General features: G+C 72.8%; 21 protein-coding genes and 1 pseudogene. 16 read left to right on the top strand and 6 right to left on the bottom strand.

Features of this window, described 5'->3' with window-relative positions; all coding sequences use genetic code 11:
• Window positions 1–7 precede the first annotated feature (7 nt).
• Entirely contained in the window at window positions 8–1,369 is a 1,362-nt protein-coding gene (locus tag ACF09J_RS14585; protein WP_392305754.1) for an MFS transporter, read from the top strand.
• A 30-nt stretch (window positions 1,370–1,399) separates the two neighbouring features.
• On the opposite strand, the gene ACF09J_RS14580 is transcribed toward ACF09J_RS14585, so the two are convergent.
• On the bottom strand, window positions 1,400–1,987 hold the full coding sequence (locus ACF09J_RS14580) for a Uma2 family endonuclease (RefSeq protein WP_392305753.1): 588 nt from the start codon (window positions 1,985–1,987) through the stop codon (window positions 1,400–1,402).
• A gap of 103 nt (window positions 1,988–2,090) precedes the next feature.
• Here ACF09J_RS14580 and thpR point away from each other — a divergent pair, with 103 nt between their 5' ends.
• Window positions 2,091–2,663: an RNA 2',3'-cyclic phosphodiesterase gene (gene thpR, locus ACF09J_RS14575; protein ID WP_392305752.1), complete on the top strand. Its 573-nt coding sequence runs from the start codon at window positions 2,091–2,093 to the stop codon at window positions 2,661–2,663.
• 185 nt (window positions 2,664–2,848) lie between these two features.
• Here the strand turns inward: thpR and ACF09J_RS14570 are convergent, their stop codons facing one another.
• The 3 genes and pseudogenes from ACF09J_RS14570 to ACF09J_RS14560 form a co-directional block, all read right to left on the bottom strand.
• Window positions 2,849–3,844, bottom strand: a complete 996-nt coding sequence (locus ACF09J_RS14570; protein ID WP_392305751.1) for an aldo/keto reductase — start codon at window positions 3,842–3,844, stop codon at window positions 2,849–2,851.
• 68 nt (window positions 3,845–3,912) lie between these two features.
• Complete coding sequence (locus ACF09J_RS14565) at window positions 3,913–4,503, bottom strand: Uma2 family endonuclease (RefSeq protein WP_392305750.1); 591 nt, start codon at window positions 4,501–4,503, stop codon at window positions 3,913–3,915.
• Between the two features lie 104 nt (window positions 4,504–4,607).
• A pseudogene (locus ACF09J_RS14560) lies at window positions 4,608–5,292 on the bottom strand (GDSL-type esterase/lipase family protein).
• Window positions 5,293–5,380: 88 nt separating this feature from the next.
• Here ACF09J_RS14560 and ACF09J_RS14555 point away from each other — a divergent pair.
• The 3 genes from ACF09J_RS14555 (at window position 5,381) to ACF09J_RS14545 (ending at window position 9,190) form a co-directional block, all read left to right on the top strand.
• Complete coding sequence (locus ACF09J_RS14555; RefSeq protein WP_392305749.1) at window positions 5,381–6,361, top strand: WD40 repeat domain-containing protein; 981 nt, start codon at window positions 5,381–5,383, stop codon at window positions 6,359–6,361.
• A 96-nt stretch (window positions 6,362–6,457) separates the two neighbouring features.
• Window positions 6,458–7,984, top strand: a complete 1,527-nt coding sequence (locus ACF09J_RS14550; RefSeq protein WP_392305748.1) for a cellulase family glycosylhydrolase — start codon at window positions 6,458–6,460, stop codon at window positions 7,982–7,984.
• 288 nt (window positions 7,985–8,272) lie between these two features.
• Window positions 8,273–9,190, top strand: a complete 918-nt coding sequence (locus tag ACF09J_RS14545; RefSeq protein ID WP_392305747.1) for an endonuclease/exonuclease/phosphatase family protein — start codon at window positions 8,273–8,275, stop codon at window positions 9,188–9,190.
• Here the strand turns inward: ACF09J_RS14545 and ACF09J_RS14540 are convergent.
• Entirely contained in the window at window positions 9,173–9,445 is a 273-nt protein-coding gene (locus ACF09J_RS14540; RefSeq protein ID WP_392305746.1) for a hypothetical protein, read from the bottom strand. The two genes, ACF09J_RS14545 and ACF09J_RS14540, sit on opposite strands and share 18 nt — an antisense overlap.
• 98 nt (window positions 9,446–9,543) lie before the next feature.
• Window positions 9,544–10,662, bottom strand: coding sequence for a phosphoserine transaminase (serC, locus tag ACF09J_RS14535; protein WP_392305745.1), 1,119 nt, complete (start codon window positions 10,660–10,662; stop codon window positions 9,544–9,546).
• Between the two features lie 91 nt (window positions 10,663–10,753).
• On the opposite strand from serC, the gene ACF09J_RS14530 reads away from it, so the two are divergent.
• The 11 genes from ACF09J_RS14530 to ACF09J_RS14480 all read left to right on the top strand — a co-directional run bounded on the left by ACF09J_RS14530 (window position 10,754) and on the right by ACF09J_RS14480 (window position 24,221).
• Entirely contained in the window at window positions 10,754–13,660 is a 2,907-nt protein-coding gene (locus ACF09J_RS14530) for an FAD-binding and (Fe-S)-binding domain-containing protein (protein ID WP_392305744.1), read from the top strand.
• A 170-nt stretch (window positions 13,661–13,830) separates the two neighbouring features.
• Window positions 13,831–14,787: a DMT family transporter gene (locus ACF09J_RS14525; RefSeq protein WP_392305743.1), complete on the top strand. Its 957-nt coding sequence runs from the start codon at window positions 13,831–13,833 to the stop codon at window positions 14,785–14,787.
• 108 nt (window positions 14,788–14,895) lie between these two features.
• Entirely contained in the window at window positions 14,896–15,258 is a 363-nt protein-coding gene (locus ACF09J_RS14520) for a DUF6247 family protein (RefSeq protein ID WP_392305742.1), read from the top strand.
• Window positions 15,255–15,515 (top strand): hypothetical protein, encoded by a 261-nt coding sequence (locus ACF09J_RS14515; RefSeq protein WP_392305741.1) that lies wholly within the window; start codon window positions 15,255–15,257, stop codon window positions 15,513–15,515. Before ACF09J_RS14520 ends, ACF09J_RS14515 begins: the two co-directional genes overlap by 4 nt.
• 115 nt (window positions 15,516–15,630) lie before the next feature.
• Window positions 15,631–16,425 (top strand): TIGR03084 family metal-binding protein, encoded by a 795-nt coding sequence (locus ACF09J_RS14510; RefSeq protein WP_392305740.1) that lies wholly within the window; start codon window positions 15,631–15,633, stop codon window positions 16,423–16,425.
• The gene (locus ACF09J_RS14505; RefSeq protein ID WP_392305739.1) at window positions 16,422–18,140 is read left to right on the top strand and encodes an acyclic terpene utilization AtuA family protein; all 1,719 of its coding nucleotides are present in this window, start codon (window positions 16,422–16,424) and stop codon (window positions 18,138–18,140) included. The genes ACF09J_RS14510 and ACF09J_RS14505 overlap by 4 nt, the downstream gene beginning before the upstream one ends.
• Window positions 18,137–19,735 carry an acyl-CoA carboxylase subunit beta gene (locus tag ACF09J_RS14500; RefSeq protein ID WP_392305738.1) on the top strand — a complete coding sequence of 533 codons (1,599 nt, stop codon included), beginning with the start codon at window positions 18,137–18,139 and terminating at the stop codon, window positions 19,733–19,735. The genes ACF09J_RS14505 and ACF09J_RS14500 overlap by 4 nt, the downstream gene beginning before the upstream one ends.
• A gap of 8 nt (window positions 19,736–19,743) precedes the next feature.
• Window positions 19,744–21,597 (top strand): acetyl/propionyl/methylcrotonyl-CoA carboxylase subunit alpha, encoded by a 1,854-nt coding sequence (locus ACF09J_RS14495; RefSeq protein WP_392305737.1) that lies wholly within the window; start codon window positions 19,744–19,746, stop codon window positions 21,595–21,597.
• A gap of 55 nt (window positions 21,598–21,652) precedes the next feature.
• The gene (locus ACF09J_RS14490; protein ID WP_392305736.1) at window positions 21,653–22,813 is read left to right on the top strand and encodes an acyl-CoA dehydrogenase family protein; all 1,161 of its coding nucleotides are present in this window, start codon (window positions 21,653–21,655) and stop codon (window positions 22,811–22,813) included.
• Window positions 22,814–22,869: 56 nt separating this feature from the next.
• Complete coding sequence (locus tag ACF09J_RS14485; RefSeq protein WP_392305735.1) at window positions 22,870–23,604, top strand: enoyl-CoA hydratase family protein; 735 nt, start codon at window positions 22,870–22,872, stop codon at window positions 23,602–23,604.
• Window positions 23,592–24,221, top strand: coding sequence for a TetR/AcrR family transcriptional regulator (locus ACF09J_RS14480; RefSeq protein WP_392305734.1), 630 nt, complete (start codon window positions 23,592–23,594; stop codon window positions 24,219–24,221). The genes ACF09J_RS14485 and ACF09J_RS14480 overlap by 13 nt, the downstream gene beginning before the upstream one ends.
• Window positions 24,222–24,309 lie beyond the last annotated feature (88 nt).

The raw sequence follows: 24,309 nt of genomic DNA, 5'->3' as shown, positions 1-24,309 counted from the left end.
AACCCTTTTGAGTACGGGATCCGGAGCAGACTCCGCCCCCGCACCGACCACCCACGACTCCCGCACCGCCCCCGACCCCACCCGCAAGTCCTCGATGTTCAGCTCGCTGAGGGTCAGGAACTACCGCCTGTTCTTCCTCGGCCAGGTCGTCTCCAACACCGGCACCTGGATGCAGCGGATCGCGCAGGACTGGCTGGTCCTGAGCCTCACCGGCTCCTCGGCCGCCGTCGGCATCACGACGGCCCTGCAGTTCCTGCCGATGCTGCTCTTCGGCCTCTACGGCGGCGTCCTCGTGGACCGCCTGCCCAAGCGGCCCACCCTGCTCGGCACCCAGTCGGCCATGGCCGTCACCGGCCTCGCGCTCGCCGCGCTCACCCTGACCGGCCACGTCCAGGTGTGGCACGTCTACGTCGCCGCGTTCGCGGTCGGCCTGGCCACGGTCCTGGACAACCCGGCCCGCCAGTCCTTCGTCTCGGAGATGGTCGGCCCGAAGCAGCTCCAGAACGCGGTCAGCCTGAACTCCGCGAACTTCCAGTCCGCGCGGCTGATCGGTCCCGCCGTCGCGGGCTTGATGATCACCGGCGTGGGCACCGGCTGGGCGTTCCTCGCCAACGGCCTGTCCTTCGTCGCGCCGATCGCCGGCCTGCTGCTGATGCGCTCCCGTGAGCTGCACGTCGTCGAGCGCGCCCCGCGCGGCAAGGGCCAGCTCCGCGAGGGCCTGCGCTATGTCGCCGGCCGTCCCGAGCTGATCTGGCCGATCGTCCTGGTCGGCTTCATCGGCACCTTCGGCTTCAACTTCCCGGTCTGGCTGTCGGCCTACGCCGACGACGTCTTCCACGCCGGAGCCGGCGCCTACAGCCTCTTCAACACCGTGATGGCGGTCGGCTCCCTGGTCGGCGCCCTGCTCGCGGCCCGCCGGGGCACCGCCCGGCTGCGCGTGCTCATCGCGGCCGCGGCCGCCTTCGGCGCGCTGGAGGTCGTCGCCGCGACGGCCCCGTCGTACTGGCTGTTCGCCCTGCTGATGGCGCCGATCGGGGTCTTCGGCCTGACGGTCAACGTCACGGCGAACACCGCGGTGCAGATGGGCACCGACCCGGCCATGCGCGGCCGGGTGATGGCCCTGTTCATGATGGTGTTCATGGGCGGCACGCCGCTGGGGGCGCCCCTCGTCGGCTGGATCACGGACGCCTACGGCGCCCGCGTCGGCTTCGCCGTGGGCGGCGTCGTCTCCCTCGCCGCGGCCGCCACCATCGGCCTGGTCCTGACCCGCGTCGGCGGCCTGCGCCTCGCGATCGCCTGGCGCCACGGCCACCCCCACGTGAACCTGGTCCCCCGCGACCGGGGGAAGGAACTGGCCGCGGTGGCATAGAACGAGGACGTCCGGTCCGGCGGGAACGGGTCAGTCGCGGGGGAACTCGTCGGTCCTGAGGACCAGGCCGACCGGGGTGTCGTTCAGATCGACCTCGTCACCGAAGTCGAGACTGAGGACACCCCGGTACTCGCCGTCCTTCGGCAGAGTGTGCAGGTGCCATGTGCCGGTGTACGGATCCACGATCAGGTACACCGGCACTCTGGCTGCCGTGAAGGCGTCCTTCTTCGGGCCGTAGTCGTTCCTGGCCGTGCCCCGGGAGATCACCTCGGCGACCAGCTCGACGCCCCCGGGACGCCAGTGACCCTTCTCGTCCTTTCGGGCACCCTCCGCGAGGGCGACGACGTCGGAGGCGAAGCCGTTGAGGTGTCCGGGGTAGTCGATGCGGACGTCGGACTTCACGCGCTTGCGCGGGTACTTGGCGCGCAACTGTTCGATGACGTCCAGGATGATCTCCCAGTGGGTGTCCCGCTGCTGCGTGACGAAGACGGCGCCCCCGACGATCTCGGTCTTGAACCCTTCCGGGACGGGCATCTGCTCCAGCCACGCGAACATCTCGTCGAGGGTGGGCCCGTCGCTGTGGCCGGCCGTCTCGCTCCTGTCCGCCGGAGCTGCCACTGTGCTGCTCCTCCCCGCTGCCGCCTGGTCGCGCGCAGCCGCGCGGTACAACGAGACGAACGGCGACCAGGTCACACCCGGTGTGGGGCGGGACACTGGTGGCATGAGACTCTTCGCCGCCGTGCTGCCGCCGCAGGATGTGCTCCGGGGGCTCGCAGAGGAGGTCGCGGAGCTGCGGAAGCTGCCCGGGGCGGAGCAGTTGCGGTGGACCGAGCGGCCCGGGTGGCACTTCACGCTCGCCTTCTACGGCGAGGTCGACGAGGAGGTCGTGCCCGCGCTGTCGGCCCGGCTGGAGACGGCCGCGCACCGGACCGGGGTCTTCTCGATCGCGCTGCGCGGGGGAGGGCGGTTCGGGCGGGGCAACGCGCTGTGGACGGGTGCGGAGGGCGACCTCGCGGCCCTGCGGCTGCTGGCCGGGCGCGCGGACGCGGCGGCGCGGAAGGCGGGCGTGCCGATGGGGGAGCACCGCCCCTACAAGGCACACCTGACGGTGGCGCGCGGCCGGGACGGCCTGGACGTACGGCCGTACGTCCAGGCGCTGCGCGACTTCGCGAGCAGCGCCTGGACCGTGGAGGAGCTGGTCCTCGTGCGCAGCCTGCTGCCGACGTCCGGGGTGCCGGGGGAACAGCCCCGCTACGAACCGGTCGGCCGCTGGCCACTGCGGGCGGCCGGTTAGTCTCGAGTACGTGGACCCGAAAACCCGGAACCGGATCATGGCCGTTGTGCTCGTGCTGATGTTCGCCGTCGTCGCCCTGGCGTCCGCGCTCGGCAGGTGACGCGGAGCACGGACGCAGGGCGGGTACGGCCGACGCCGTGTCGGGTACGGCCGCCCGGGCGGCGCGGCAGGCGTCTGCCGGCGCCCTACCAGGCGAAGGCCTCCGGCGACGGACCCGGACCCGGGAAGATCTCGTCGAGCCCGGCCAGCAGCTCCTCGCTCAGCTCCAGCTCGACCGCCCGCAGCGCCGACGCGAGCTGCTCGGCGGTGCGCGGGCCGACGATCGGGCCGGTCACGCCGGGCCGGGTGAGCAGCCAGGCCAGCGCGACCTCGCCGGGCTCCAGACCGTGCTTGTCGAGCAGGTCCTCGTACGCCTGGATCCGGTCGCGCATGGCGGCGTCGGCGAGCGCGTCGACGGACCGTCCCGAGGCGCGCCGGCCGCCCTCGACCTGCTTCTTGAGCACACCGCCCAGCAGGCCGCCGTGCAGCGGCGACCAGGGGATGACCCCGAGGCCGTAGTCCCGCGCGGCCGGGATCACCTCCATCTCGGCGCGCCGCTCGGCGAGGTTGTACAGGCACTGCTCGCTGACCAGCCCGATGGTGCCGGAGCGCCGCGCGGCGATCTCGTTGGCCTGGGCGATCTTGTAGCCGGGGAAGTTGGAGGAGCCGACGTAGAGGATCTTGCCCTGCTGGATCAGTACGTCGACGGCCTGCCAGATCTCCTCGAAGGGAGTGTCCCGGTCGATGTGGTGGAACTGGTAGACGTCGATGTGGTCGGTCCGCAGCCGCTTGAGGCTGGCGTCCACGGCCCGCCGGATGTTCACGGCGGAGAGCTTGTCGTGGTTGGGCCAGACGTCGGAGTTGTCCGGCGCCATGTTCCCGTAGACCTTGGTGGCCAGGACGACCTTGTCGCGCCGGTCCCCGCCCTTGGCGAACCAGTTGCCGATGATCGACTCGGTGCGGCCCTTGTTCTCGCCCCACCCATAGACATTGGCCGTGTCGAAGAAGTTGATCCCCGCGTCCAGCGCCGCGTCCATGATCGCGTGACTGTCCGCCTCGTCGGTCTGCGGACCGAAGTTCATCGTGCCGAGCACCAGTCGGCTGACCTTGAGTCCTGTGCGTCCGAGCTGTGTGTACTTCATGGTCCACAAGCCAACGTCTTGGAGTGCGCTCGATGCAAGGGGGGTTGCGGACGGGGTGCGGGCGGTGGTCAGTCGCGGGGGAACTCGTCGGTCCTGAGGACGAGGCCGAGGGGAGTGGTGCTCATGTCGACGTCGGTTCCGTAGTCCACACGCAGCTCACAGGTGTAGGAGCCCTCCTTGGGCTCCGTGTACAGATGGCACCTGCCCTGGTAAGGGTCGGCGATGAGGTACACGGGAACACCGGCGAGCGCGTAGGCCATCAACTTGGGGCCGTAGTCGTTGTGGGCCGTTCCCTTGGAGATGACCTCGGCGATGAAGTCGACGTCCTCGTGCCGCCAGCGGCCGTCGGGGTCCTTTGCCGCGCCTTCGCGCAGTTTGGCCACATCGGGGCAGAAGCCGTTCTCCAGGCCGGGGAAGTCGATGCGGACGTCCGTGAACACACGCGTGCGGCGTCTTCCGAAGTGATCTTCGAGAGCCCAGAGGATTTCACGGATGGTTTCCCAGTGGATGTCCCGCTGCGGCGTCATGAAGACGCTGCCCCCTACGATCTCCGCCTTGTAACCCTCGGGGACGGGCATCCGCTCAAAGCGCTGGAACCAGAGGTCCAGGCGCTCGACGTTCTCGTCGGCCATCGTGATCCTGTCTTCCAGGACGGTCATCGTGGCGTTCCTCCCCAGTCGCCTCACGGACGAGCGCGACCGCGCGGTACAACGATACGCACGGCGCCCGCGTCACGGGGCGGCGTGCATATGCCAGTGAGCGGTCAGCCCTCGTAACCCTCGTACTCCCCGCCCCACCCCCACCCCCGGTGCAGCGCCCCCGCGAACGCGCTCGCGATCTTGTGTTCGCCGCTCTGGTTCGGGTGGGTGCCGTCGTAGGTGTCCGTGTGCGATGTCGTACGTCGGCGGCGGGGCCGCCAGGAGCAGCGGGGAGCGGGGTTCGTCCAGGTCGGCCACCGCCTTGGCCAGCAGCTCGTTGAAGCGGTCCGTCTGCGCGGCGAAGGGCGGGTCGGCCGCGACGCGGATGTTCGGGATCACCGGGAGCACGACCGCGCGGACGCGCGCGTTGGCGGCCCGTGCCCGCCGCACGAAGGCCTCCACGTTCACCGCCGTCTGCTCGGCGTTCGTGTAGAAGCCCAGGTCGATCAGGCCGAGCGAGACCAGCAGCACGTCCGCGCGGCACTCGCGCACCGCGTCGCCGATGAGCGGGACCATGTGCCCCCAGCCCTCGCCCCAGCCGGCCAGGTGGGCGCGGGGGAAGTCCGGATCGGCGTAGGCGAGGGAGACCGGCGCGTCCGCCGACTTGTCGTGGAGCGTCTCGCGCGGGCCGACGAGCGTGAACGGGCCGCCGTACGTTCCGCACAGGTGCTGCCACAGCCGGTAGCGCCAGGTGTGCTCGCCCGCGCTGCCGATCGTCATGGAGTCACCGACGGGCATGAACCTGAGCATCCGCTCATCATGAACGACGGGCGGGAGCGGCGCGACGTGAGGCCCACCACGCCGTGTGAACATGCGTGCGGGATGGCACGCTTGGGGGATGCGCCGACCGTTCGCCCTGCTCGCCGGGGCCCTCCTCGTGGGTGTGCTGGCCGCGCCCGCCGCCCTTGCCGCCGGCGGCGACGACGGGTTCACGATCAAGGACCCGCGGATCAAGGAGTCCAGCGGTCTCGCGGCCTCGCACCTGCACCCGGGCGTCTACTGGACGCACAACGACAGCGGCTACGGCCCGCAGATCTACGCCGTGGACGGCAGGACCGGCGAGACCGTCGCCACCGTCACCCTCAGCGGCATCGGCAAACCCCGCGACGTGGAGGCCATCTCCATCGGGCCCGGCAATCAGATCTACGTCGGCGACATCGGCGACAACCTCGACGGCTCCTGGCCGTACGTGTGGATCTACCGGCTGCCCGAGCCGAAGGAGCTGAAGGACCAGACGATCCGGGCCACGCAGTACGTCGTGAAGTACGCGGACGGCCCGCGCAACGCCGAGTCGATGGTCGTGCACCCGAAGACGGGGCGCGTCTACATCATCGACAAGAAGGAGGACGGCGGTCACCTCTACGAGGGCCCGGCCGAACTGTCCCCCTCGGGCACGAACGTCTTCGAGCCGATCGCCCCCGTCGACCTGTGGGCCACCGACGCCGCCCTGTCCCCCGACGGCACGCACCTCGCCGTGCGCGGCTACTTCGGCGGCATCCACTACGACTGGAACGGCGGCAGGATCAAGCGCGCGGGCCAGCTCGACGTGCCGCTCCAGAGGCAGGGTGAGTCCGTCACCTACAGCGTGGACGGCACCAAGCTGCTCTACGGCAGCGAGGGTTCCGACAGCCCGGTGCAGGTGCGCGACGCGCCGGAGGCCGACGGTTCCGCCAAGTCTCCCTCCAAACAAGGCGGTTCGGGCTCCACCGGGGCCGGCCTGGACGGGGGCGGACGCTTCGGCGTGGGCACCGTCGCCGCGGTGGCCGGTGTGGTGGCCGCGGTGTGGGGGCTGGGGCGTTTGTTGCGTCGGCGCTCTTGACGGGCGGTCGCCGCCTGCCTTCCACTGGGAGGCGCGGGTGTGTGGGAGCGCTCCCACTCGTTCCGGTCCCGCGGCCCCCTCGGGAGGAAGCAGCAAATGTTCCGCACCTTGCGAAGAGCGCTGTGCGCTGGCGCGGCGGCGCTCCTGTTACCGCTGGGCCTGGGACTCGGCCTGCCGGCCACCGCGCACGCGGCCCCCACCGCGGGCGGCGCCGGTTACTGGCACACCAGCGGACGCCAGATCCTGGACGCGTCCGGACAGTCCGTCCGGATCGCCGGCATCAACTGGTTCGGCTTCGAGACCAGCAACCAGGTCGTCCACGGCCTGTGGTCCCGCGACTACAAGAGCATGATCGACCAGATGAAGTCGCTGGGCTACAACACCATCCGGCTGCCCTACAGCGACGACATCTTCAAGTCCGGCGCGATGCCCTCCAGCATCGACTTCTCCGCCGGCAAGAACGCCGACCTGCAGGGGCTGAACTCCCTGCAGGTCATCGACAAGCTCGTCGCGTACGCCGGTCAGGACGGCCTGAAGGTCATCCTCGACCGCCACCGGCCGGACTCGGGCGGCCAGTCGGCCCTCTGGTACACCGCCTCCGTCCCCGAGTCGACGTGGATCGCCAACCTCAAGTCGATGGCGTCGCGCTACAAGGGCAATGCCACGGTCATCGGCATCGACCTGCACAACGAGCCCCACGACCCGGCCTGCTGGGGCTGCGGGGACCAGGCGACCGACTGGCGGCTGGCCGCCGAGCGGGCCGGCAACGCGGTCCTCTCCGTCAACCCCGACGTGCTGATCTTCGTCGAGGGCATCCAGACCTTCAACGGCGTCTCCGGCTGGTGGGGCGGCAACCTGATGGGCGTCGGCCAGTACCCGGTGCGGCTCGACGTGGCCAACCGGGTCGTGTACTCGGCCCACGACTACGCCACCAGCGTCGCCCAGCAGAGCTGGTTCACCGACCCGTCCTTCCCCAGCAACATGCCGGGCGTCTGGGACAAGTACTGGGGCTACATCTTCAAGCAGAACATCGCCCCGGTGTGGGTCGGCGAGTTCGGCACCACGCTCCAGTCCACCGTGGACCAGAAGTGGCTGGCGGCGCTGGTCGGTTACCTGCGCCCGACCTCGACGTACGGCGGCGACTCCTTCCACTGGACGTTCTGGTCCTGGAACCCCAACTCCGGTGACACCGGGGGGATCCTGAAGGACGACTGGCAGAGCGTGGACACGGTGAAGGACGGGTACCTGGCGACCGTCAAGGCGCCGGGCTTCCCGAGCACCGGGGGCGGCGGTGACAACGGCGGCGGCGACGGCGGCGGCAAGATCGCCTGCCGGGCCACGTACGTCGTCAGCAGCGACTGGGGCAGCGGCTTCAACGCCGATGTGACGGTGACCAACACCGGCCCCACCGCGATCAAGTCCTGGAAGGTGACCTGGACCTGGAGCGGGGCCCAGAAGGTCACCAACATGTGGAACGCCTCGTACACCCAGAGCGGCGCGACCGTGACCGCGGTCAACGCCGCCCACAACGGGGCGGTCGCGGCCGGTGGTTCGACCTCCTTCGGCTTCGGGGGCGCACCCGGGAGCGGGGCTGCGCCGAGCCTGAGCTGCACGGCGTCGTGACGACGGCGAGGCGCCCGGCCGGTTGGTGCCGGGCGCCTCGTGGTCGGGGGACCGGGCGGCGCGCGCATTCACTCCCGGATGGCGGAAACTGATCCACTCGGCTGATCGTCCTGATCTGAGAGACCGAGTGGAGCGAAAGCCGGGGTGGGTCGGGTGCGGGCGGGCGGCGGTGCGGCAGCGCTGAGGGCGGTGGTGCCGTCGTGGGCGCGGCGCCGGGCGGGGCGGAGCGCTCCGGGCCAGGAGGCGCCGGCAGACGCGGGGCGCCGGGCGGGGTGGCGTCGGGGGCAAGTGCTTGCCGTGCTCGCCGCGCTGACGGCCGGGCTGCTGGTGTTCCACCGGGCCGTGCCCAACTCCGTGGGCCGTGTGGGCAGTCTCCTGGAGGCGTTCCTGCCGTGGCTCGGCCTGGTCGTCGTGGCGCTGTTCGCCCTGGCGCTGCTGCGTCGTTCGGTCGTGGCGCTGGTGGCGCTGCTGCTGCCGGTGGCGGCCTGGACGTACGTCTTCGGCGGGCTGCTCCTGCCAGGGGCGGCGCCCGGCGCGCGCCAACTGGTCGTGGTGCAGCACAACGTCAGCGACGAGAACGCCGACCCGGCGGGCACGGCCCGCGCCCTGGCAAACGCCGGTCCGGACCTCATCGCGCTGGAGGAACTGGTGCCCCCGGCGCTGGCGGTCTACGAGAGGACCCTTGCCGCCGCCTACCCGTACCACGAGGTCCGGGGCACCGTCGGACTCTGGTCGAGGCATCCGCTCACCGGTGCACGGGCGCTGGACATCAAACCCCGGGACATCACGGAGCCCTGGAACCGCGGGCTGCGGACCGTGGTGCACACGCCGCACGGCCGGGTCGCGGCGTACGTGGCGCACCTGCCGTCCCTGCGGGTCCGGGCGAGCGGCCTCGCGTCCGCCCGGCGCGACGAGAGCGCCCGGTTGCTGGGCGAGGCCGTCGCGGCCGAGGAGCTGGGAACGGTGATCCTGCTGGGCGACCTCAACGGCACGGTCGAGGACCGTGGCCTGGCCCCGCTGACCTCTCGGCTGAACGTCGCGGAACGGGGCTTCGCGCTCAGTTTCCCCGCGGCCTTCCCGCTGGCCCGGATCGACCAGGTCATGGCCCGCTCGGCGACCGTCACCCACATCCGCACCCTGCCCACCACCGGCAGCGACCACCTGCCGGTCGCCGCCAGGGTCGAACTGTCAGCCGCCCGTCGCTGAGGAGGCGGGCTTGTGCCGCCGTTCCCACAGGCTCAGCGCCCATGAAGCGAGGGTCAGGAGGACACACGCGGCCTCGGTGATCCGGACCGCGGGTGAGGGGGAGCCGTACTCGGAGACGAGGACGATGCCTGTCGCGCCGGTGACGAGCAGCAGCGCGGGCAGCCCGCGCCGCCACACGGGCAGGCGGCGCATGCCCCACACCGACCAGGCGGTCCAGGCGAAGACGAACAGGATGAACCACGCGAGGAAACTCATCGGACCCTCCGCCGGCGGCAGGAAGCCTGCCTTGCCTCCGTGACCGCGGGCGCCCCGCTGTCGGCCGGGCGCCCTTTCGCTGCTCTGTCCGGCAGATGCTACAGCCGCTCGATCACGTGGTCGACGCACTTCGTCAGGGCCTCGACGTCCGCCGGGTCGATCGCCGGGAACATCGCGACGCGCAGCTGGTTGCGGCCGAGCTTGCGGTAGGGCTCGGTGTCCACGATGCCGTTGGCGCGCAGGACCTTGGCGACGGCGGCGGCGTCGATCTCGTCGGAGAAGTCGATCGTGCCGATGACCTGGGAGCGCTTGGCCGGGTCGGTGACGAACGGGGTCGCGTACTTGGACTCCTCCGCCCAGGCGTAGAGCCGGGAGGAGGAGTCCTTGGTGCGGGCCGTGGACCAGGCGAGGCCGCCCTGTCCGTTGAACCACTCCAGCTGCTGGTTGAGCAGGAAGAGGGTGGCCAGTGCCGGGGTGTTGTACGTCTGGTTCTTGCGGGAGTTGTCGATCGCCGTGGGCAGCGAGAAGAACTCCGGGACGTGCCGGCCGGAGCCGTGGACGCGCTCGGCGCGCTCGACCGCGGCCGGGGAGAACACGGCGATCCACAGGCCGCCGTCGGAGGCGAAGGACTTCTGCGGGGCGAAGTAGTAGACGTCGGTCTCGGCGATGTCGACCGGGAGGCCGCCGGCGCCGGAGGTGGCGTCGACCAGGACCAGGGCGCCCTCGTCGGCGCCGGCCACGCGCCTGATGGGCATGGCGACACCGGTGGAGGTCTCGTTGTGGGTGAAGGCGTAGACGTCGACGCCCGCCTCGGCCCGCGCCTCCGGGTGCGTGCCGGGGTCGGAGGAGACGACGGTGGGCTCGGCGAGCCAGGGGGCGAGCTTGGCGGCCTTGGCGAACTTCGAGCTGAACTCGCCGAAGGTGAGGTGCTGCGACTTGTTCTCGATCAGACCGTGGGTCGCGATGTCCCAGAACGCCGTGGAGCCGCCGTTGCCGAGCACGACCTCGTAGCCGTCCGGAAGCTGGAACAGGTCGCGGATGCCTTCGCGCACCTGGCCGACGAGGTTCTTGACCGGGGCCTGGCGGTGGGAGGTGCCCATGAGGGATGCGCCGGTGGCGGCGAGGGCGTCCAGCGCCTCCGTCCGCACCTTGGAGGGTCCCGCGCCGAAACGTCCGTCCGCGGGCTTGATGTCAGAGGGAATCTGGATCTCAGCCACGAACGGGAGAGTAGCGGGTCGGGGAAATCCGGGTGAAACGCATTCCGCCGGGTGAGACGGCCGAGAATTCGATCGCGTGCATCCTGGACGCATGACCGATCTCGGGGATCTTTCGGAGCTTCGGGCGGAGCTCCGCCGGGCCGTGCGCGGGGAGGTGGCGTTCGACGCCGCCTCCCGGGCGCTGGCCACCATGGACGCGTCCAACTACCGGCGGGTCCCGCTGGGCGTGGTGGCTCCGCGGGACGCCGACGACGTGGCGGCGGTCCTCGAGGTCTGCCGGACGCGCGGAGTGCCGGTGGTCGCGCGGGGCGGCGGCACGTCGATCGCGGGCCAGGCGACCGGGACGGGCGTGGTGCTGGACTTCACCCGGCACATGAACCGGGTGCTGGCCCTCGACCCCGGGGAGCGGACCGCCGTCGTCCAGCCCGGCGTGGTCCTGGACCGGCTCCAGGAGGCCGCCGCGCCGCACGGGCTGCGCTTCGGCCCGGACCCGTCCACGCACAGCCGGTGCACGCTCGGCGGGATGATCGGCAACAACGCGTGCGGCTCGCACTCGGTGGCCTGGGGGACGACCGCGGACAGTGTGCGGGAGCTGTCGGTCCTCACCGCGCGCGGGCAGCGGCTGCGGCCGGGCCGCGAGTGGGCCGGGGCGCCGGACGGGCTGCGGGAGCTGGTGGAGAGCGAGCTCGCCCGGCTGCGGACCGGCTTCCCGCGGCTGCCCCGCCGTATCTCCGGGTACGCCCTGGACGCCCTGCTGCCCGAGAACGGCGCGGACGTGGCGCGCTCCTTCTGCGGCTCGGAGGGCACCCTCGGCGTGCTGACGGAGGCGGTCGTACGGCTCGTCGAGACGCCACGCGGGCGCGTGCTGGCCGTGCTGGGGTACGCCGACGAGGGCGCCGCCGCCGATGCGGCGGCCGGACTGCTGCCGTACCGGCCGCTGACGGTCGAGGGGATGGCGCGGGACCTGGTGCCGTCCGCGTCCGCCGGGCTGCCGCGCGGGGACGCCTGGCTGTTCGTGGAGACGGGCGGGGAGACGGAGGGGCAGGCACGCGCGCGTGCGGAGGCGATCGTGCGGGCGGCCGACGCCGTGGACGCCGCGATCGTCGGGGATCCGGCCGCGCAGCGCGCGCTGTGGCGGATCCGGGAGGACGCGAGCGGTACGGCCACCCGGATGGCCGACGGCAGTGAGGCGTGGCCGGGGTGGGAGGACTGCGCGGTGCCGCCGGAGCGGCTGGGCGCGTATCTGCGGCGGTTCCGGGAGCTGCTGGCCGCGTACGGGCTGCGGGGCACCCCGTACGGGCACTTCGGGGACGGCTGCATCCACGTCCGCATCGACTTCGACCTGCTGACGACAACCGGGATCGGCCGGTTCCGGCGGTTCTCGCAGGAGCTGGCCGAGCTGGTGGTGGCGCACGGCGGCTCACTGTCCGGGGAGCACGGGGACGGCCAGGCGCGCGCCGAACTCCTGCCGGCGATGTACGGCGAGCGGATGGTGGCCCTCTTCGAGCGGGTCAAGGGGCTGTGGGACCCCGACGACCTGCTCAACCCCGGGATGCTGGTCCGCCCGGCGCCCCTCGATGCCAACCTGCGCTTCGCCGTGCTGCCGCGCCGCCCGGTCGACGTGGCCTTCGGCTACACGGCCGACCACGGCGACTTCTCGGCGGCGGTGCGCCGCTGCGTCGGGGTCGCCAAGTGCCGTACGACCGAGGTGTCGGGCACCGCGGTCATGTGCCCCTCCTTCCGGGTCACGGGCGAGGAGGAGCACTCCACGCGCGGGCGTGCCCGGCTGCTGCACGAGATGCTCGCCGGTGAGGTGGTGACCGACGGCTGGCGGTCGGCCGAGGTCCGGGACGCGCTCGACCTGTGCCTGTCCTGCAAGGGGTGCCGGTCGGACTGCCCGGTCGGGGTCGACATGGCCACGTACAAGGCGGAGTTCCTGCACCACCACTACGCCGGACGGCGCCGCCCGGCCGCCCACTACGCCCTCGGGTGGCTCCCGGTGTGGCTGCGCTGGGCCGCCCGGACGCGCACCGCGCCGCTGCTGAACGCGCTCGCCGACCTCCGGCCGCTCGCGTCGGCGGTGAAACGGCTCGGCGGAATCACACCCGAACGAGGGATCCCGCGACTGGCGCGCGAGCCGTTCACCCGTTGGTGGCGCAGGCGGTCGTACGCACCGGCGGACGGCGGGGAGAGGGCGGTCGATCTGGTCGTCCTGTGGCCGGACACCTTCACCGAGCACCTGTCGCCGTCCGTGGGCCGGGCGGCCGTCCGCGTGCTGGAGGCGGCCGGCCTCCGGGTGGCGCTCCCGCCGACCCTGCGCCTGCGCCGCCCTCCGGTGGGCGACGGAGGCTCGGCGCTGCTGAACCCCGTGTCCGTCCTGCGCGGCCGGGGCCGCGTCTGCTGCGGCCTGACGTACGTCTCCACCGGCCAGCTGGAGCGGGCCCGCGCGGTGCTGCGCCGCACCCTGGACCTGATGGAGCCGGTGCTGGAGACCGACGCGCCGGTCGTCGTCCTGGAACCGAGCTGCGCCGCCGCCTTGCGCACCGACCTGCCGGAGCTGCTGCCCGAGGACCCGCGGGCCCGCCGCCTGGCCGGCCGCGTACTGACCTTCGCCGAGGCCCTCGGGCGCCACGCCCCCGGCTGGACCCCGCCCCTCCTGGACCGCCCGGTCGCCGGCCAGACCCACTGCCACCAGCACGCCGTGCTCGGCGACGCGGCCGACCGGCGCCTGCGCGAGGCGGCCGGCCTGACCGGCGAGCTGTCCGGCGGCTGCTGCGGTCTGGCCGGGAACTTCGGCTTCGAGCGGGGCCACTGGCCGGTGTCGGCCGCCTGCGCCGAGGAACAGCTCCTGCCGTCGGTACGGCGGGCCCCGGACGGCGCGGTGATCCTCGCGGACGGCTACTCGTGCCGCACCCAGCTGGACCAACTGGCCGGAGTACGGGGGCGCCATCTGGCGGAGGTACTGGCGGCGGGTCTGGAGGGACGCGCCGACGCGTGACGGCGGGGTTGCCACGGGCCCACCGGGGTACGGCGGCTGTCGTGAACCACGGAAAGGGGACCGTCGTGGACAGTGGCAAACGGGTTTCACGCCCCTGACCGCGTCCACTACCCTGGACCCATCAGTACAGCGCGATGAACAAACCCCTAGCCCCGTATCTGGACCGCCCCGTGACCACGCCCAGCGCCGCCACATCTTCCTCCCCGTCCCCGGTCGCCCCCGCGCCGGCCGCCGCGCCCGCGCCCGGGTCCCCGGGCCGCTTCGGCTCACTCGGCCCCGTCGGGCTGGTGCTGGCCGGGGGCATCTCGGTGCAGTTCGGCGCCGCGCTGGCCGTGACGCTGATGCCGCGGGCGGGCGCGCTCGGCGTCGTGACCCTGCGGCTGCTGGTGGCCGCGGTCGTGCTGCTGCTGGTCTGCCGGCCCCGGCTGCGCGGTCACTCGCGCGCCGACTGGGGCACGGTGGTCGCCTTCGGTATCGCGATGGCAGGTATGAACGGCCTCTTCTACCAGGCCGTCGCCCGCATCCCGCTCGGCCCCGCCGTCACCCTCGAAGTGCTCGGCCCGCTCGCCCTGTCGGTGCTGGCCTCGCGCCGCGCGATCAACTTCGTGTGGGCCGCCCTGGCCCTGGCCGGTGTCTTCCTGCTCGGCGGCGGGAGTTTCGACAGCCTCGACCCCGTCGGTGTCGGCTTCGCGTTGAGCGCGGGCGCGATGTGGGCGGCGTACATCGTCTTCAGCGCCCGTACCGGCCGGCGCTTCCCGCAGGCCGACGGGCTGGCGCTGGCGATGGCGGTCGGCGCGCTCCTGTTCCTGCCGCTGGGGATCGCCGAGTCCGGGTCGAAGCTGGTCGTCCCGACGACGTTCGCCCTGGGCGCGGGGGTGGCGGTGCTGTCCTCCGTCCTGCCGTACACCCTCGAACTGCTCGCCCTGCGCCGACTGCCCGCCTCCACCTTCGCCGTCCTCATGAGCCTGGAACCGGCCCTCGCCGCCACCGCCGGCTTCCTCGTCCTCGGCCAGTCCCTCACCGCCCTCCAGGCCGTTGCGATCGTCCTGGTCATCGCGGCGAGCATGGGCGCGGTCCGTACCCAGGTGGGCCGGGCGAAGGCGGCGGTGACGCGGCTGGAGTCCTGACGCTCCAGCGGCATGGTGAGGCGCGTTGCGACTAGAGTCGGCTCCGTGCCTCGTGCCCCGGCGTCGACGCGCGGTCGCCCGCCGGGCGAGGACACGGAGGGAAGCCCCATGAGCCTTCAGCACACCGAAGCAGCCCCCGACGGGCCCTTGATCCCGCGCCCGGAACGTACGCCGGGCGCTCTGCGCGCCGCGTGTGCTGTCGTGGCGCCTCAACTCCTGGCGGCCTACGACCAGGCCAAGGAGCAGGCACTCGCGGAAGCGGTGGAACACGGCTCGCTCGGACCGGTTCACGCCTACCTCAATCACTGGGCGGCCCTGATCGAGATCGAACGCCATCCCGAGACGGCGCGGGCCTACCACCGGGCTGAATACCTTGCCCAGGTCGCGACCGCACCGGAAGAGGCACGCGAGCACCTGTCGACGGCCGGCGGCATTTACCGTGACGCCGCCAAGGCGGTACGCGCCGAGTGAGCTGGTGCTGGGAATACGTTCCCGACGAGCAGACCGTCGCAGCCGGGGCCCCGCCCGAGTTCATCGCCGAAGTGGAGAAGAAGGCCGACGAACTCGTCCGGGCCGCCGAAGCCCTTCATCTGCACGGGCCCGCCTTCCAGGGAGCGGATGAGGGAGCCAGGCACGCGTTCGTAGCGGGCGGCTTCTTCGTCTACATGGTCACCGCGCGTTCCGAGCTCGTCTCCATCTGGCAGATCACGCCCGATCCCGTTCCATGAACCTGACCGCTCCCGGCGGTGGACCGGCAGCGGTTGGGATCACCGTGGCGGCGGCTTCGGGTGAATTAATGCAAGCACGCTTGATTGTTTCAGGGCTCGCTGCCATGCTCCCCGCATGGCCGATCCGACGCTGGTGTTCGACGATCTGCGTGTTGAGAGTGACGGACTCGACCGGCTCGTCGCCGGGCTGGGCCCCGCGGAGTGGGGGCGAGCGACGCCGGCGGCCGGATGGAGCGTCGCCCATCAGATCGCCCATCTCGCCTGGACCGACCGCTCCGCCCTGCTCGCCGTCACCGACCCGGAGGGGTTTCGCGCGCTGGCCGAGGAGGCGCTCGCCGCTCCCGGGACGTTCGTCGACCAGGGCGCGGAGGAGGGTGCCCGGCTGCCGGCGGACGAGTTGCGGGCGCGCTGGCGGGAAGGGCGGGCCGCGCTCGACCGGGCCCTGCGGGCGGCGCCGCCCGGGGCCCGTTTCCCCTGGTACGGGCCGCCCATGTCGGCCGCCTCCATGGCGACCGGGCGGCTGATGGAGACCTGGGCGCACGGGCAGGACGTCGCCGACGCGCTCGGTGTGATGCGCGCACCCACCGACCGGCTCAAGCATGTGGTGCGCATCGGGGTGCGGGCGCGGGACTTCGCCTTCGGGGCGCACGGGCTGCCCGCGCCCGAGGAGGAGTTCCGCGTGGAGGTCCGAGGCCCCTCCGGGGACCTGTGGACGTACGGTCCCGAGGACGCCGGGCAGCGTGTCACCGGGCCCGCCCTCGACTTCTGCCTGCTGGTCACCCAGCGCGCCCACCGCGCCGACCTCGCGGTACGCGCCGAGGGGCCGGACGCCGACCGCTGGCTGGACATAGCCCAGGCCTTCGCCGGCCCGCCCGGCGCGGGGCGGGCGCCCGAGGGGACGGCCGGATGACCCTGCGCATCGGCAACGCCTCCGGCTTCTACGGCGACCGCTTCGCCGCCGTGCGCGAGATGCTCACCGGCGGCGAACTGGACGTCCTCACCGGCGACTACCTCGCCGAGCTGACCATGCTCATCCTGGCCCGGGACCGGCTCAGGGACCCGGCGGCCGGCTACGCCCGCACCTTCCTGCGGCAGATGGAGGAGTGCCTCGGACTCGCCCACGAGCGGTCCGTGAAGATCGTGACCAACGCGGGCGGGCTCAACCCCGCCGGACTCGCCGACCGGGTGCGGGAGCTGGCCGAACGGCTCGGCATCCCGGTGCGCGTGGCCCACGTCGAGGGCGACGACCTCACCGCCGGCCTCCCCGGAGCCCTCGGCTCCGCCCCCGCGGGGGACGCCCCCCTCGCCGCCCACGCCTACCTCGGCGGCTTCGGGATCGCCGCCTGCCTGCGCGCGGGCGCCGGCATCGTGGTCACCGGGCGCGTGACGGACGCCGCCCTGGTCACCGGGCCCGCCGCCGCCCACTTCGGCTGGCGGCCGGAGGAGTACGACCGGCTGGCGGGCGCCGTCGTCGCCGGGCACGTGCTGGAGTGCGGCGCCCAGGCCACCGGCGGCAACTACGCCTTCTTCGCCGACCACCCCCTCGACCGGCTGCGCCACCCCGGTTTCCCGCTCGCCGAGCTCCACGAGGACGGGAGCTGCGTGATCACCAAGCATCCCGGCACGGGCGGTGTCGTGGACGTCGGCACGGTGACCGCCCAGCTCCTGTACGAGACGGGCGGCGCCCGGTACGCCGGGCCCGATGTCACGGCCCGGCTGGACACCGTACGACTCGTCCAGGACGGGCCCGACCGGGTGCGGGTCGAGGGAGTGCGCGGGGAGCCCCCGCCGCCCACGCTCAAGGTCGGGCTCAACCGCCTCGGCGGCTTCCGCAACGAGGTCGCCTTCGTCCTCACCGGCCTCGACATCGAGCGCAAGGCCGAGCTGGTGCGGCAGCAGATGCGGGACGCGCTGAAGACCGCCGGACCGGCCCCCGCCGAGGTGCGCTGGGACCTCGTACGGACCGACCGGGCCGACGCCGGCACCGAGGAGACGGCGAGCGCCCTGCTCCGCCTGGTCGTACGGGACCGGGACGAGCGGGCCGTCGGGCGGGCGTTCAGCGGGGCCGCCGTGGAGCTGGCGCTCGCCGGATACCCCGGCTTCCACATGCCGGCGCCGCCCGGGAAGGGCACGCCCTACGGCGTCTTCGAGGCCGTGTACGTCCCCCAGGACGCCGTCGAGCAGGTGGCCGTCCTCCCCGACGGCCGCCGTGTCGCCGTGCCACCGCCCGGGGAGACGCGCGCGCTGGAGGACGTGGAGCGGCCACCGCTGCCGGAGCCCCTTCCGGACGGGCCCACCCGGCGGGCCCCGCTCGGACTCGTCGCCGGGGCCCGCAGCGGCGACAAGGGCGGCGACGCCAACGTCGGCGTGTGGGCGCGCTCGGAACAGGGCTGGCGGTGGCTCGCGCACGCGCTGACCACCGAGACGTTGCGGCAACTGGTGCCCGAGAGCCGGGCGCTGGCCGTGGAACGGCACGTATTGCCCGGACTGCGCGCAGTCACCTTCGTCGTCGAGGGGATTCTCGGCGAGGGCGCCGCCGCCCAGCACCGCTTCGACCCGCAGGCCAAGGCCCTCGGCGAATGGCTGCGCTCCCGCCACCTGGACATACCGGAGGCGCTCCTGTGACGGTTCTTTCCTCCGCCCTGGACACCGGCTCCGCCGAGTACAGGGCCCACCGCGAGGCCATGCTCGGCAAGCTCGCCGCCCTCGACGCCGAGCACGCCAAGGCGCTCGCGGGCGGCGGCGCGAAATACGTCGAGCGGCACCGGCGGCGCGGCAAACTGCTCGCCCGGGAGCGGATCGAGCTGCTGCTCGACCCCGACACGCCGTTCCTGGAGCTGTCGCCGCTGGCCGGGTGGGGCAGCGACTACACCGTGGGCGCCTCGCTGGTCACCGGGATCGGGGTCGTCGAGGGCGTGGAGTGCCTGATCACCGCCAACGACCCGACCGTGCGCGGCGGCGCCAGCAACCCGTGGAGCCTGAAGAAGGCGCTGCGGGCCAACGACATCGCGCTCGCCAACCGGCTGCCCTGCGTCAGCCTCGTCGAGTCCGGCGGCGCCGATCTGCCGTCCCAGAAGGAGATCTTCATTCCCGGGGGCGCCGTCTTCCGGGACCTGACCCGGCTGTCGGCGGCCGGCATCCCGACCGTCGCCGTCGTGTTCGGCAACTCCACCGCCGGGGGCGCGTACATCCCCGGCCTGTCCGACCACGTGATCATGGTCAAGGAGCGGGCCAAGGTGTTCCTCGGCGGTCCGCCGCTGGTGAGGATGGCCACCGGCGAGGAGAGCGACGACGAGTCCCTGGGCGGCGCCGAGATGCACGCGCGCGTGTCCGGTCTGGCCGACCACTTCGCCCTGGACGAGCCGGACGCCCTCCGGCAGGCCCGCCGGGTCGTCGCCCGGCTCAACCACCGCAAGGCGTACCCCGATCCGCCCGCCGCGCCGCCGCCGAAGTACGACGAGGAGGAGCTGCTGGGGATCGTCCCCGGCGATCTGCGGATCCCCTTCGACCCGCGCGAGGTCGTCGCCCGGATCGTCGACGCCTCCGACTTCGACGAGTTCAAGCCGCTGTACGGGACGAGCCTCGTCACCGGCTGGGCCACCCTGCACGGCTATCCCGTCGGCATCCTCGCCAACGCCCAGGGAGTGCTGTTCAGCGAGGAGTCGCAGAAGGCGGCCCAGTTCATCCAGCTCGCCAACCAGGTGGACGTACCGCTGCTGTTCCTGCACAACACCACCGGCTACATGATCGGCCGCGAGTATGAGCAGGGCGGCATCATCAAGCACGGCGCGATGATGATCAACGCGGTGTCCAACTCGCGCGTCCCGCACCTGTCCGTCCTCATGGGGGCGTCCTACGGCGCCGGGCACTACGGCATGTGCGGACGGGCCTACGACCCCCGCTTCCTGTTCGCCTGGCCCAGCGCCAAGTCGGCCGTCATGGGGCCGCAGCAGCTCGCGGGCGTGCTGTCCATCGTGGCCCGGCAGTCGGCGGCCGCCAAGGGACAGCCGTACGACGAGGAGGCGGACGCCGCGCTGCGGGCGATGGTGGAGCGGCAGATCGAGGCCGAGTCGCTGCCGGCGTTCCTGTCCGGGCGGCTGTACGACGACGGCGTCATCGACCCGCGCGACACCCGCACCGTCCTCGGCCTGTGCCTCTCGGCCGTCCACACCGCGCCCTTCGAGGGCGCGCGCGGCGGCTTCGGCGTCTTCCGGATGTGAGGGATCCCTTGATTTCCACGCTGCTCGTCGCCAACCGGGGCGAGATCGCCTGCCGTGTCTTCCGCACCTGCGCCGAACTGGGCATCCGGACGGTCGCCGTGCACTCGGACGCCGACGAGGACGCGCTGCACACGCGCGTGGCCGACACCGCGGTGCGCCTGCCGGGCGTGACGCCCGCCGAGACGTATCTGCGCGGCGACCTCATCGTGAAGGCGGCGGTGGCGGCCGGCGCGGACGCCGTGCACCCGGGCTACGGCTTCCTCGCCGAGAACGCCGGCTTCGCGCGGGCCGTCCTGGACGCGGGCCTGGTCTGGATCGGGCCGCCCCCGCGGGCCGTCGAGGCGATGGCGTCCAAGACCCGTGCCAAGGAACTGATGGGCGTGCCGCCCCTGCGCGAGGTCACCGCGGCCGACCTGCCGGTCCTCGTGAAGGCCGCCGCGGGCGGCGGCGGGCGCGGGATGCGGATCGTACGGCGGCTGGAGGACCTGGACGCCGAACTGGAGGCGGCGCGCGCCGAGGCGTTGGGCGCCTTCGGCGACGGCGAGGTGTTCGTCGAGCCGTACCTCGGCGGCGACGCGGGCGGGCGGCACGTGGAGGTGCAGATCCTCGCCGACACCCACGGCACCGTGTGGACGCTGGGCACGCGCGACTGCTCCCTCCAGCGGCGCCACCAGAAGGTCGTCGAGGAGGCCCCGGCGCCCGGACTTCCCGCGGACACCGAGCGGGAGTTGCGGGAGCTGGCCGTACGGGCCGCGCGGGCCGTCGACTACACCGGTGCGGGAACCGTCGAGTTCCTGGTGGCCGACGGCAGGGCGCACTTCCTGGAGATGAACACCCGCCTCCAGGTGGAACACCCGGTCACGGAGGCCGTGTTCGGCGTGGACCTGGTCGCCCTGCAGATCCGTGTCGCCGAGGGCCACGCCCTGGACGCCGAACCGCCCCCCGCGCGCGGGCACGCGGTCGAGGCCCGCCTGTACGCCGAGGACCCGGCCAGCGACTGGGCCCCGCAGACCGGCACCCTGCACCGCCTGGCCGTCCCCGGCGTCCGCCTGGACACCGGTTACGGCGACGGGGACACGATCGGCGTCCACTACGACCCGCTGCTCGCCAAGGCCGTCGCCCACGCCCCCACGCGCGCGGAGGCGCTGCGCAAGCTCGCCGGCGCGCTGGAGCGGGCCGCCGTCCACGGCCCGGTCACCAACCGGGACCTGCTCGTGCGGTCCCTGCGGCACGAGGAGTTCGCCACCGGCCGTATGGACACCGGCTTCTACGACCGCCACCTCGCCGGACTGACCGCGCCCGCCCCCGACCCGTACGCGCCCCTGGCCGCCGCGCTCGCCGACGCGCACGGCCGCTCCCGCTTCGGCGGCTGGCGCAACGTGCCCTCGCAGCCGCAGGTCAAGCGGTACCTGATGGCGGGCGAGGAACACGAGGTGCGCTACCGGCACACGCGTACGGGCCCGGCCCCCGACGCGGTGGGGGTGCGGGTGGTGCACGCGGACGCCCGCCTGGTCGTCCTGGAAGCCGGCGGTGTCCGGCGCCGGTACGAGATCGCCCGCTACGGAGACCGGGTGTACGCCGGACCGACCGCGCTCACCGCCCTGCCCCGCTTCCCCGACCCCGTCGCCCAGCGCGCCCCCGGTTCACTGCTGGCCCCCATGCCCGGCACCGTCGTCCGCGTCGCCGACGGACTGGCGGTCGGCGACACCGTACGCGCCGGGCAACCACTGCTGTGGCTGGAGGCGATGAAGATGGAACACAGGATCGAGGCCCCGCTGACGGGCACACTCACAGCCTTGCACGCGACCCCTGGACAACAAGTCGACCCAGGCACGCTGCTGGCGGTAGTGCAAGCGTTTTAAGGGGCGCGGGGAACTGCGCGAGCAACCACAGACAACTCGCACCCGGGAGACGATCATGACCCCCACCACCGAATCCGAAGAACACAGTGCTCTCCGAGCCGCAGTCTCCGCCCTCGGCAAACGCTACGGCCGCGCCTACCTCACCCGAACCGTCGCCGAGGGACGTGCCCCCACCGAACTCTGGTCCGAGGCGGGCAAGCTCGGCTACCTCGGCGTCAACCTGCCAGAGGCATACGGCGGGGGAGGCGCAGGCGTCACCGAACTGGCCATCGTGCTGGAGGAACTCGGCGCGGCCGGCTGCCCGTTGCTGATGATGGTCGTCTCGCCCGCCATCTGCGGCACCGTCATCGCCCGGTTCGGCACCGAGGAGCAGAAGCGCGCCTGGCTGCCCCCGCTGGCGAACGGCACCCGCACCATGGCCTTCGGCATCACCGAACCCGACGCCGGCTCCAACTCCCACCGCATCACCACCACCGCCCGCCGCGACGGCGCCGACTGGGTGCTCACCGGCCGCAAGGTGTTCGTCTCCGGTGTCGACATCGCCGACGCCGTCCTGATCGTCGGCCGCACCGAGGACGCGCGCACCGGCCGCCTCAAGCCCTGCCTCTTCATCGTCCCGCCGGACGCGGACGGCTTCCAGCGACGGCCCATCGACATGGAACTCACCGCCGCCGAGAAGCAGTTCGAGCTGGCCCTGGACGAGGTGCGGCTGCCCGCCGACGCGCTCGTCGGCGAGGAGGATGCGGGCCTGCTGCAACTGTTCGCCGGGCTCAACCCCGAGCGCATCATGACGTCCGCCTTCGCGATCGGCATGGGGCGCCACGCGCTCGGACGGGCCGTGGAGTACGCGCGCGAACGCACCGTCTGGAAGGCCCCCATCGGCTCCCACCAGGCCATCGCGCACCCGCTCGCCCAGGCGCACATCGACCTGGAACTCGCCCGCCTGATGACGGCCAAGGCGGCCCACCTGTACGACGCGGGGGACGACGTGGGCGCGGGAGAGGCCGCCAACATGGCCAAGTACGCGGCCGGTGAGGCCTGTGCGCGCGCCGTCGACCAGGCCGTGCACACCCTCGGCGGCAACGGCCTCACGCGTGAGTTCGGGATCGCCTCGCTGATAACGGCCTCCCGTGTGGCCCGTATCGCCCCGGTGAGCCGGGAGATGATCCTCAACTACGTCTCCCACCAGACCCTGGGCCTGCCCAAGTCGTACTGAACCGCCCACCGGGTGCGAGGAGGAACCATGATCCGCGGCGAGTGCGAGCAGCGGCCATGACCCTGATCGGACGTACACGCGTGCGTGCCGTCGAGACGCTCGGCCTGGACTCGCCGGGCAACCGCAACGCCCTGTCGGCGGCGCTCGTCGGGGAACTCGGCGCCGCGCTGGCCGACTGCGCCGAGGACGGCGGGGTCCGCGCCGTCGTCCTCACTCACACCGGCACCACCTTCAGCGCGGGCGCCGACCTGCGCGACCCTCCCCGGCCCGAGGCGCTGGTGGAGCTGCTGCGGCAGATCGTCGAACTGCCCAAACCGGTCGTCGCCCGGGTCACCGGACACGTCCGCGCGGGCGGTCTCGGGCTGCTCGCGGCCTGCGACATGGCCGTCGCCTCGCACCGGGCCACGTTCGCGTTCACCGAGGTGCGCATCGGGGTGGCCCCCGCGGTCATCTCGCTGCCGCTGCTGCCCCGCGCCGACCCGCGCGCGCTGGCCCGCCACTGCCTCACCGGGGAACGCTTCGACGCGGCCGAGGCGGTCCGTACCGGCCTGCTGACGGCGGCCGGGGACGACGCCGACGCCGTACTGGAACCGATCCTCGACGGGCTGCGCCGCTCCTCACCCCAGGCGCTGGCCGAGACGAAACGACTGCTCACGGCTAGGGTGCTGGAAGCCTTCGACCGGGACGCGGCCGACCTGACCGCGCTCTCGGCCCGGCTGTTCTCCTCCGCGCAGGCGCGCGAGGGCATGACGGCCTTCCTCGAACGACGGGATCCGGAATGGGCGGTGTGACCACACACGACCGCGCGGAACGCGCCCCCAAGCAGGACCGCAGCCGGGCCACCCGGCAGCGGCTCCTCCAGGCCGCCGTGGCCTGCCTCGCCGAACACGGCTGGGCCGGCTCCACGGTCTCGGTGGTCGCCGAACGCGCCGGCGTCTCCCGCGGCGCCGCCCAGCACCACTTCCCCACCCGCGAGGACCTGTTCACCGCCGCCGTCGAGTACGTGGCCGAGGAGCGCTCCACCGCCCTGCGCGACCTGTTCCCCGAGGGCGCGGCCGGTGACCGGCGGGCCGTGGTCGCCGCCCTCGTCGACCTCTACACCGGGCCCCTCTTCCGCGCCGCCCTCCACCTGTGGGTGGCCGCCTCCAACGAGGAACAACTGCGCCCCCGGGTCACCGAGTTGGAGGCCCGCGTCGGCCGTGAGACGCACCGGATAGCGGTCGAGCTGCTGGGCGCGGACGAGGCCCGCCCCGGCACCCGCGAAACCGTCCAGGGCTTCCTCGACATGGCCCGGGGCCTCGGCCTCGCCAACCTCCTGACCGACGACACCGCCCGCCGCGAACGCGTGGTCGCCCAGTGGGCGGCCCTGCTGGAGGAGGCGCTGGGCCGCGGCCCGGCCACCACGTGAACCGGGCCACACCGGTATCGCGCCCCCCGCAGTACCCTGTGCGCATGTTCTTGCCGCTCGTGCGACGCCGCCACGTGGACTACGTGCG

Source organism: Streptomyces sp. NPDC014889 (genome assembly GCF_043081205.1).
In the GTDB taxonomy this organism is placed as follows: domain Bacteria; phylum Actinomycetota; class Actinomycetes; order Streptomycetales; family Streptomycetaceae; genus Streptomyces.
This window is presented reverse-complemented; position numbering and strand designations above follow the sequence as displayed.

Bases quoted from the DNA above. Each gene is read 5' to 3' on its own strand.
- ACF09J_RS14480 (WP_392305734.1), top strand. From the start codon at position 23,592: ATGGGCGGTGTGACCACACACGACCGCGCGGAACGCGCCCCCAAGCAG.
- ACF09J_RS14520 (WP_392305742.1), top strand. From the start codon at position 14,896: ATGAGCCTTCAGCACACCGAAGCAGCCCCCGACGGGCCCTTGATCCCG.
- ACF09J_RS14570 (WP_392305751.1), bottom strand. From the start codon at position 3,844: ATGAAGTACACACAGCTCGGACGCACAGGACTCAAGGTCAGCCGACTG.
- ACF09J_RS14550 (WP_392305748.1), top strand. From the start codon at position 6,458: ATGTTCCGCACCTTGCGAAGAGCGCTGTGCGCTGGCGCGGCGGCGCTC.
- ACF09J_RS14540 (WP_392305746.1), bottom strand. From the start codon at position 9,445: ATGAGTTTCCTCGCGTGGTTCATCCTGTTCGTCTTCGCCTGGACCGCC.
- ACF09J_RS14485 (WP_392305735.1), top strand. From the start codon at position 22,870: ATGACCCTGATCGGACGTACACGCGTGCGTGCCGTCGAGACGCTCGGC.
- ACF09J_RS14565 (WP_392305750.1), bottom strand. From the start codon at position 4,503: ATGACCGTCCTGGAAGACAGGATCACGATGGCCGACGAGAACGTCGAG.
- ACF09J_RS14510 (WP_392305740.1), top strand. From the start codon at position 15,631: ATGGCCGATCCGACGCTGGTGTTCGACGATCTGCGTGTTGAGAGTGAC.
- ACF09J_RS14530 (WP_392305744.1), top strand. From the start codon at position 10,754: ATGACCGATCTCGGGGATCTTTCGGAGCTTCGGGCGGAGCTCCGCCGG.
- ACF09J_RS14555 (WP_392305749.1), top strand. From the start codon at position 5,381: ATGCGCCGACCGTTCGCCCTGCTCGCCGGGGCCCTCCTCGTGGGTGTG.
- ACF09J_RS14505 (WP_392305739.1), top strand. From the start codon at position 16,422: ATGACCCTGCGCATCGGCAACGCCTCCGGCTTCTACGGCGACCGCTTC.
- ACF09J_RS14490 (WP_392305736.1), top strand. From the start codon at position 21,653: ATGACCCCCACCACCGAATCCGAAGAACACAGTGCTCTCCGAGCCGCA.
- thpR (WP_392305752.1), top strand. From the start codon at position 2,091: ATGAGACTCTTCGCCGCCGTGCTGCCGCCGCAGGATGTGCTCCGGGGG.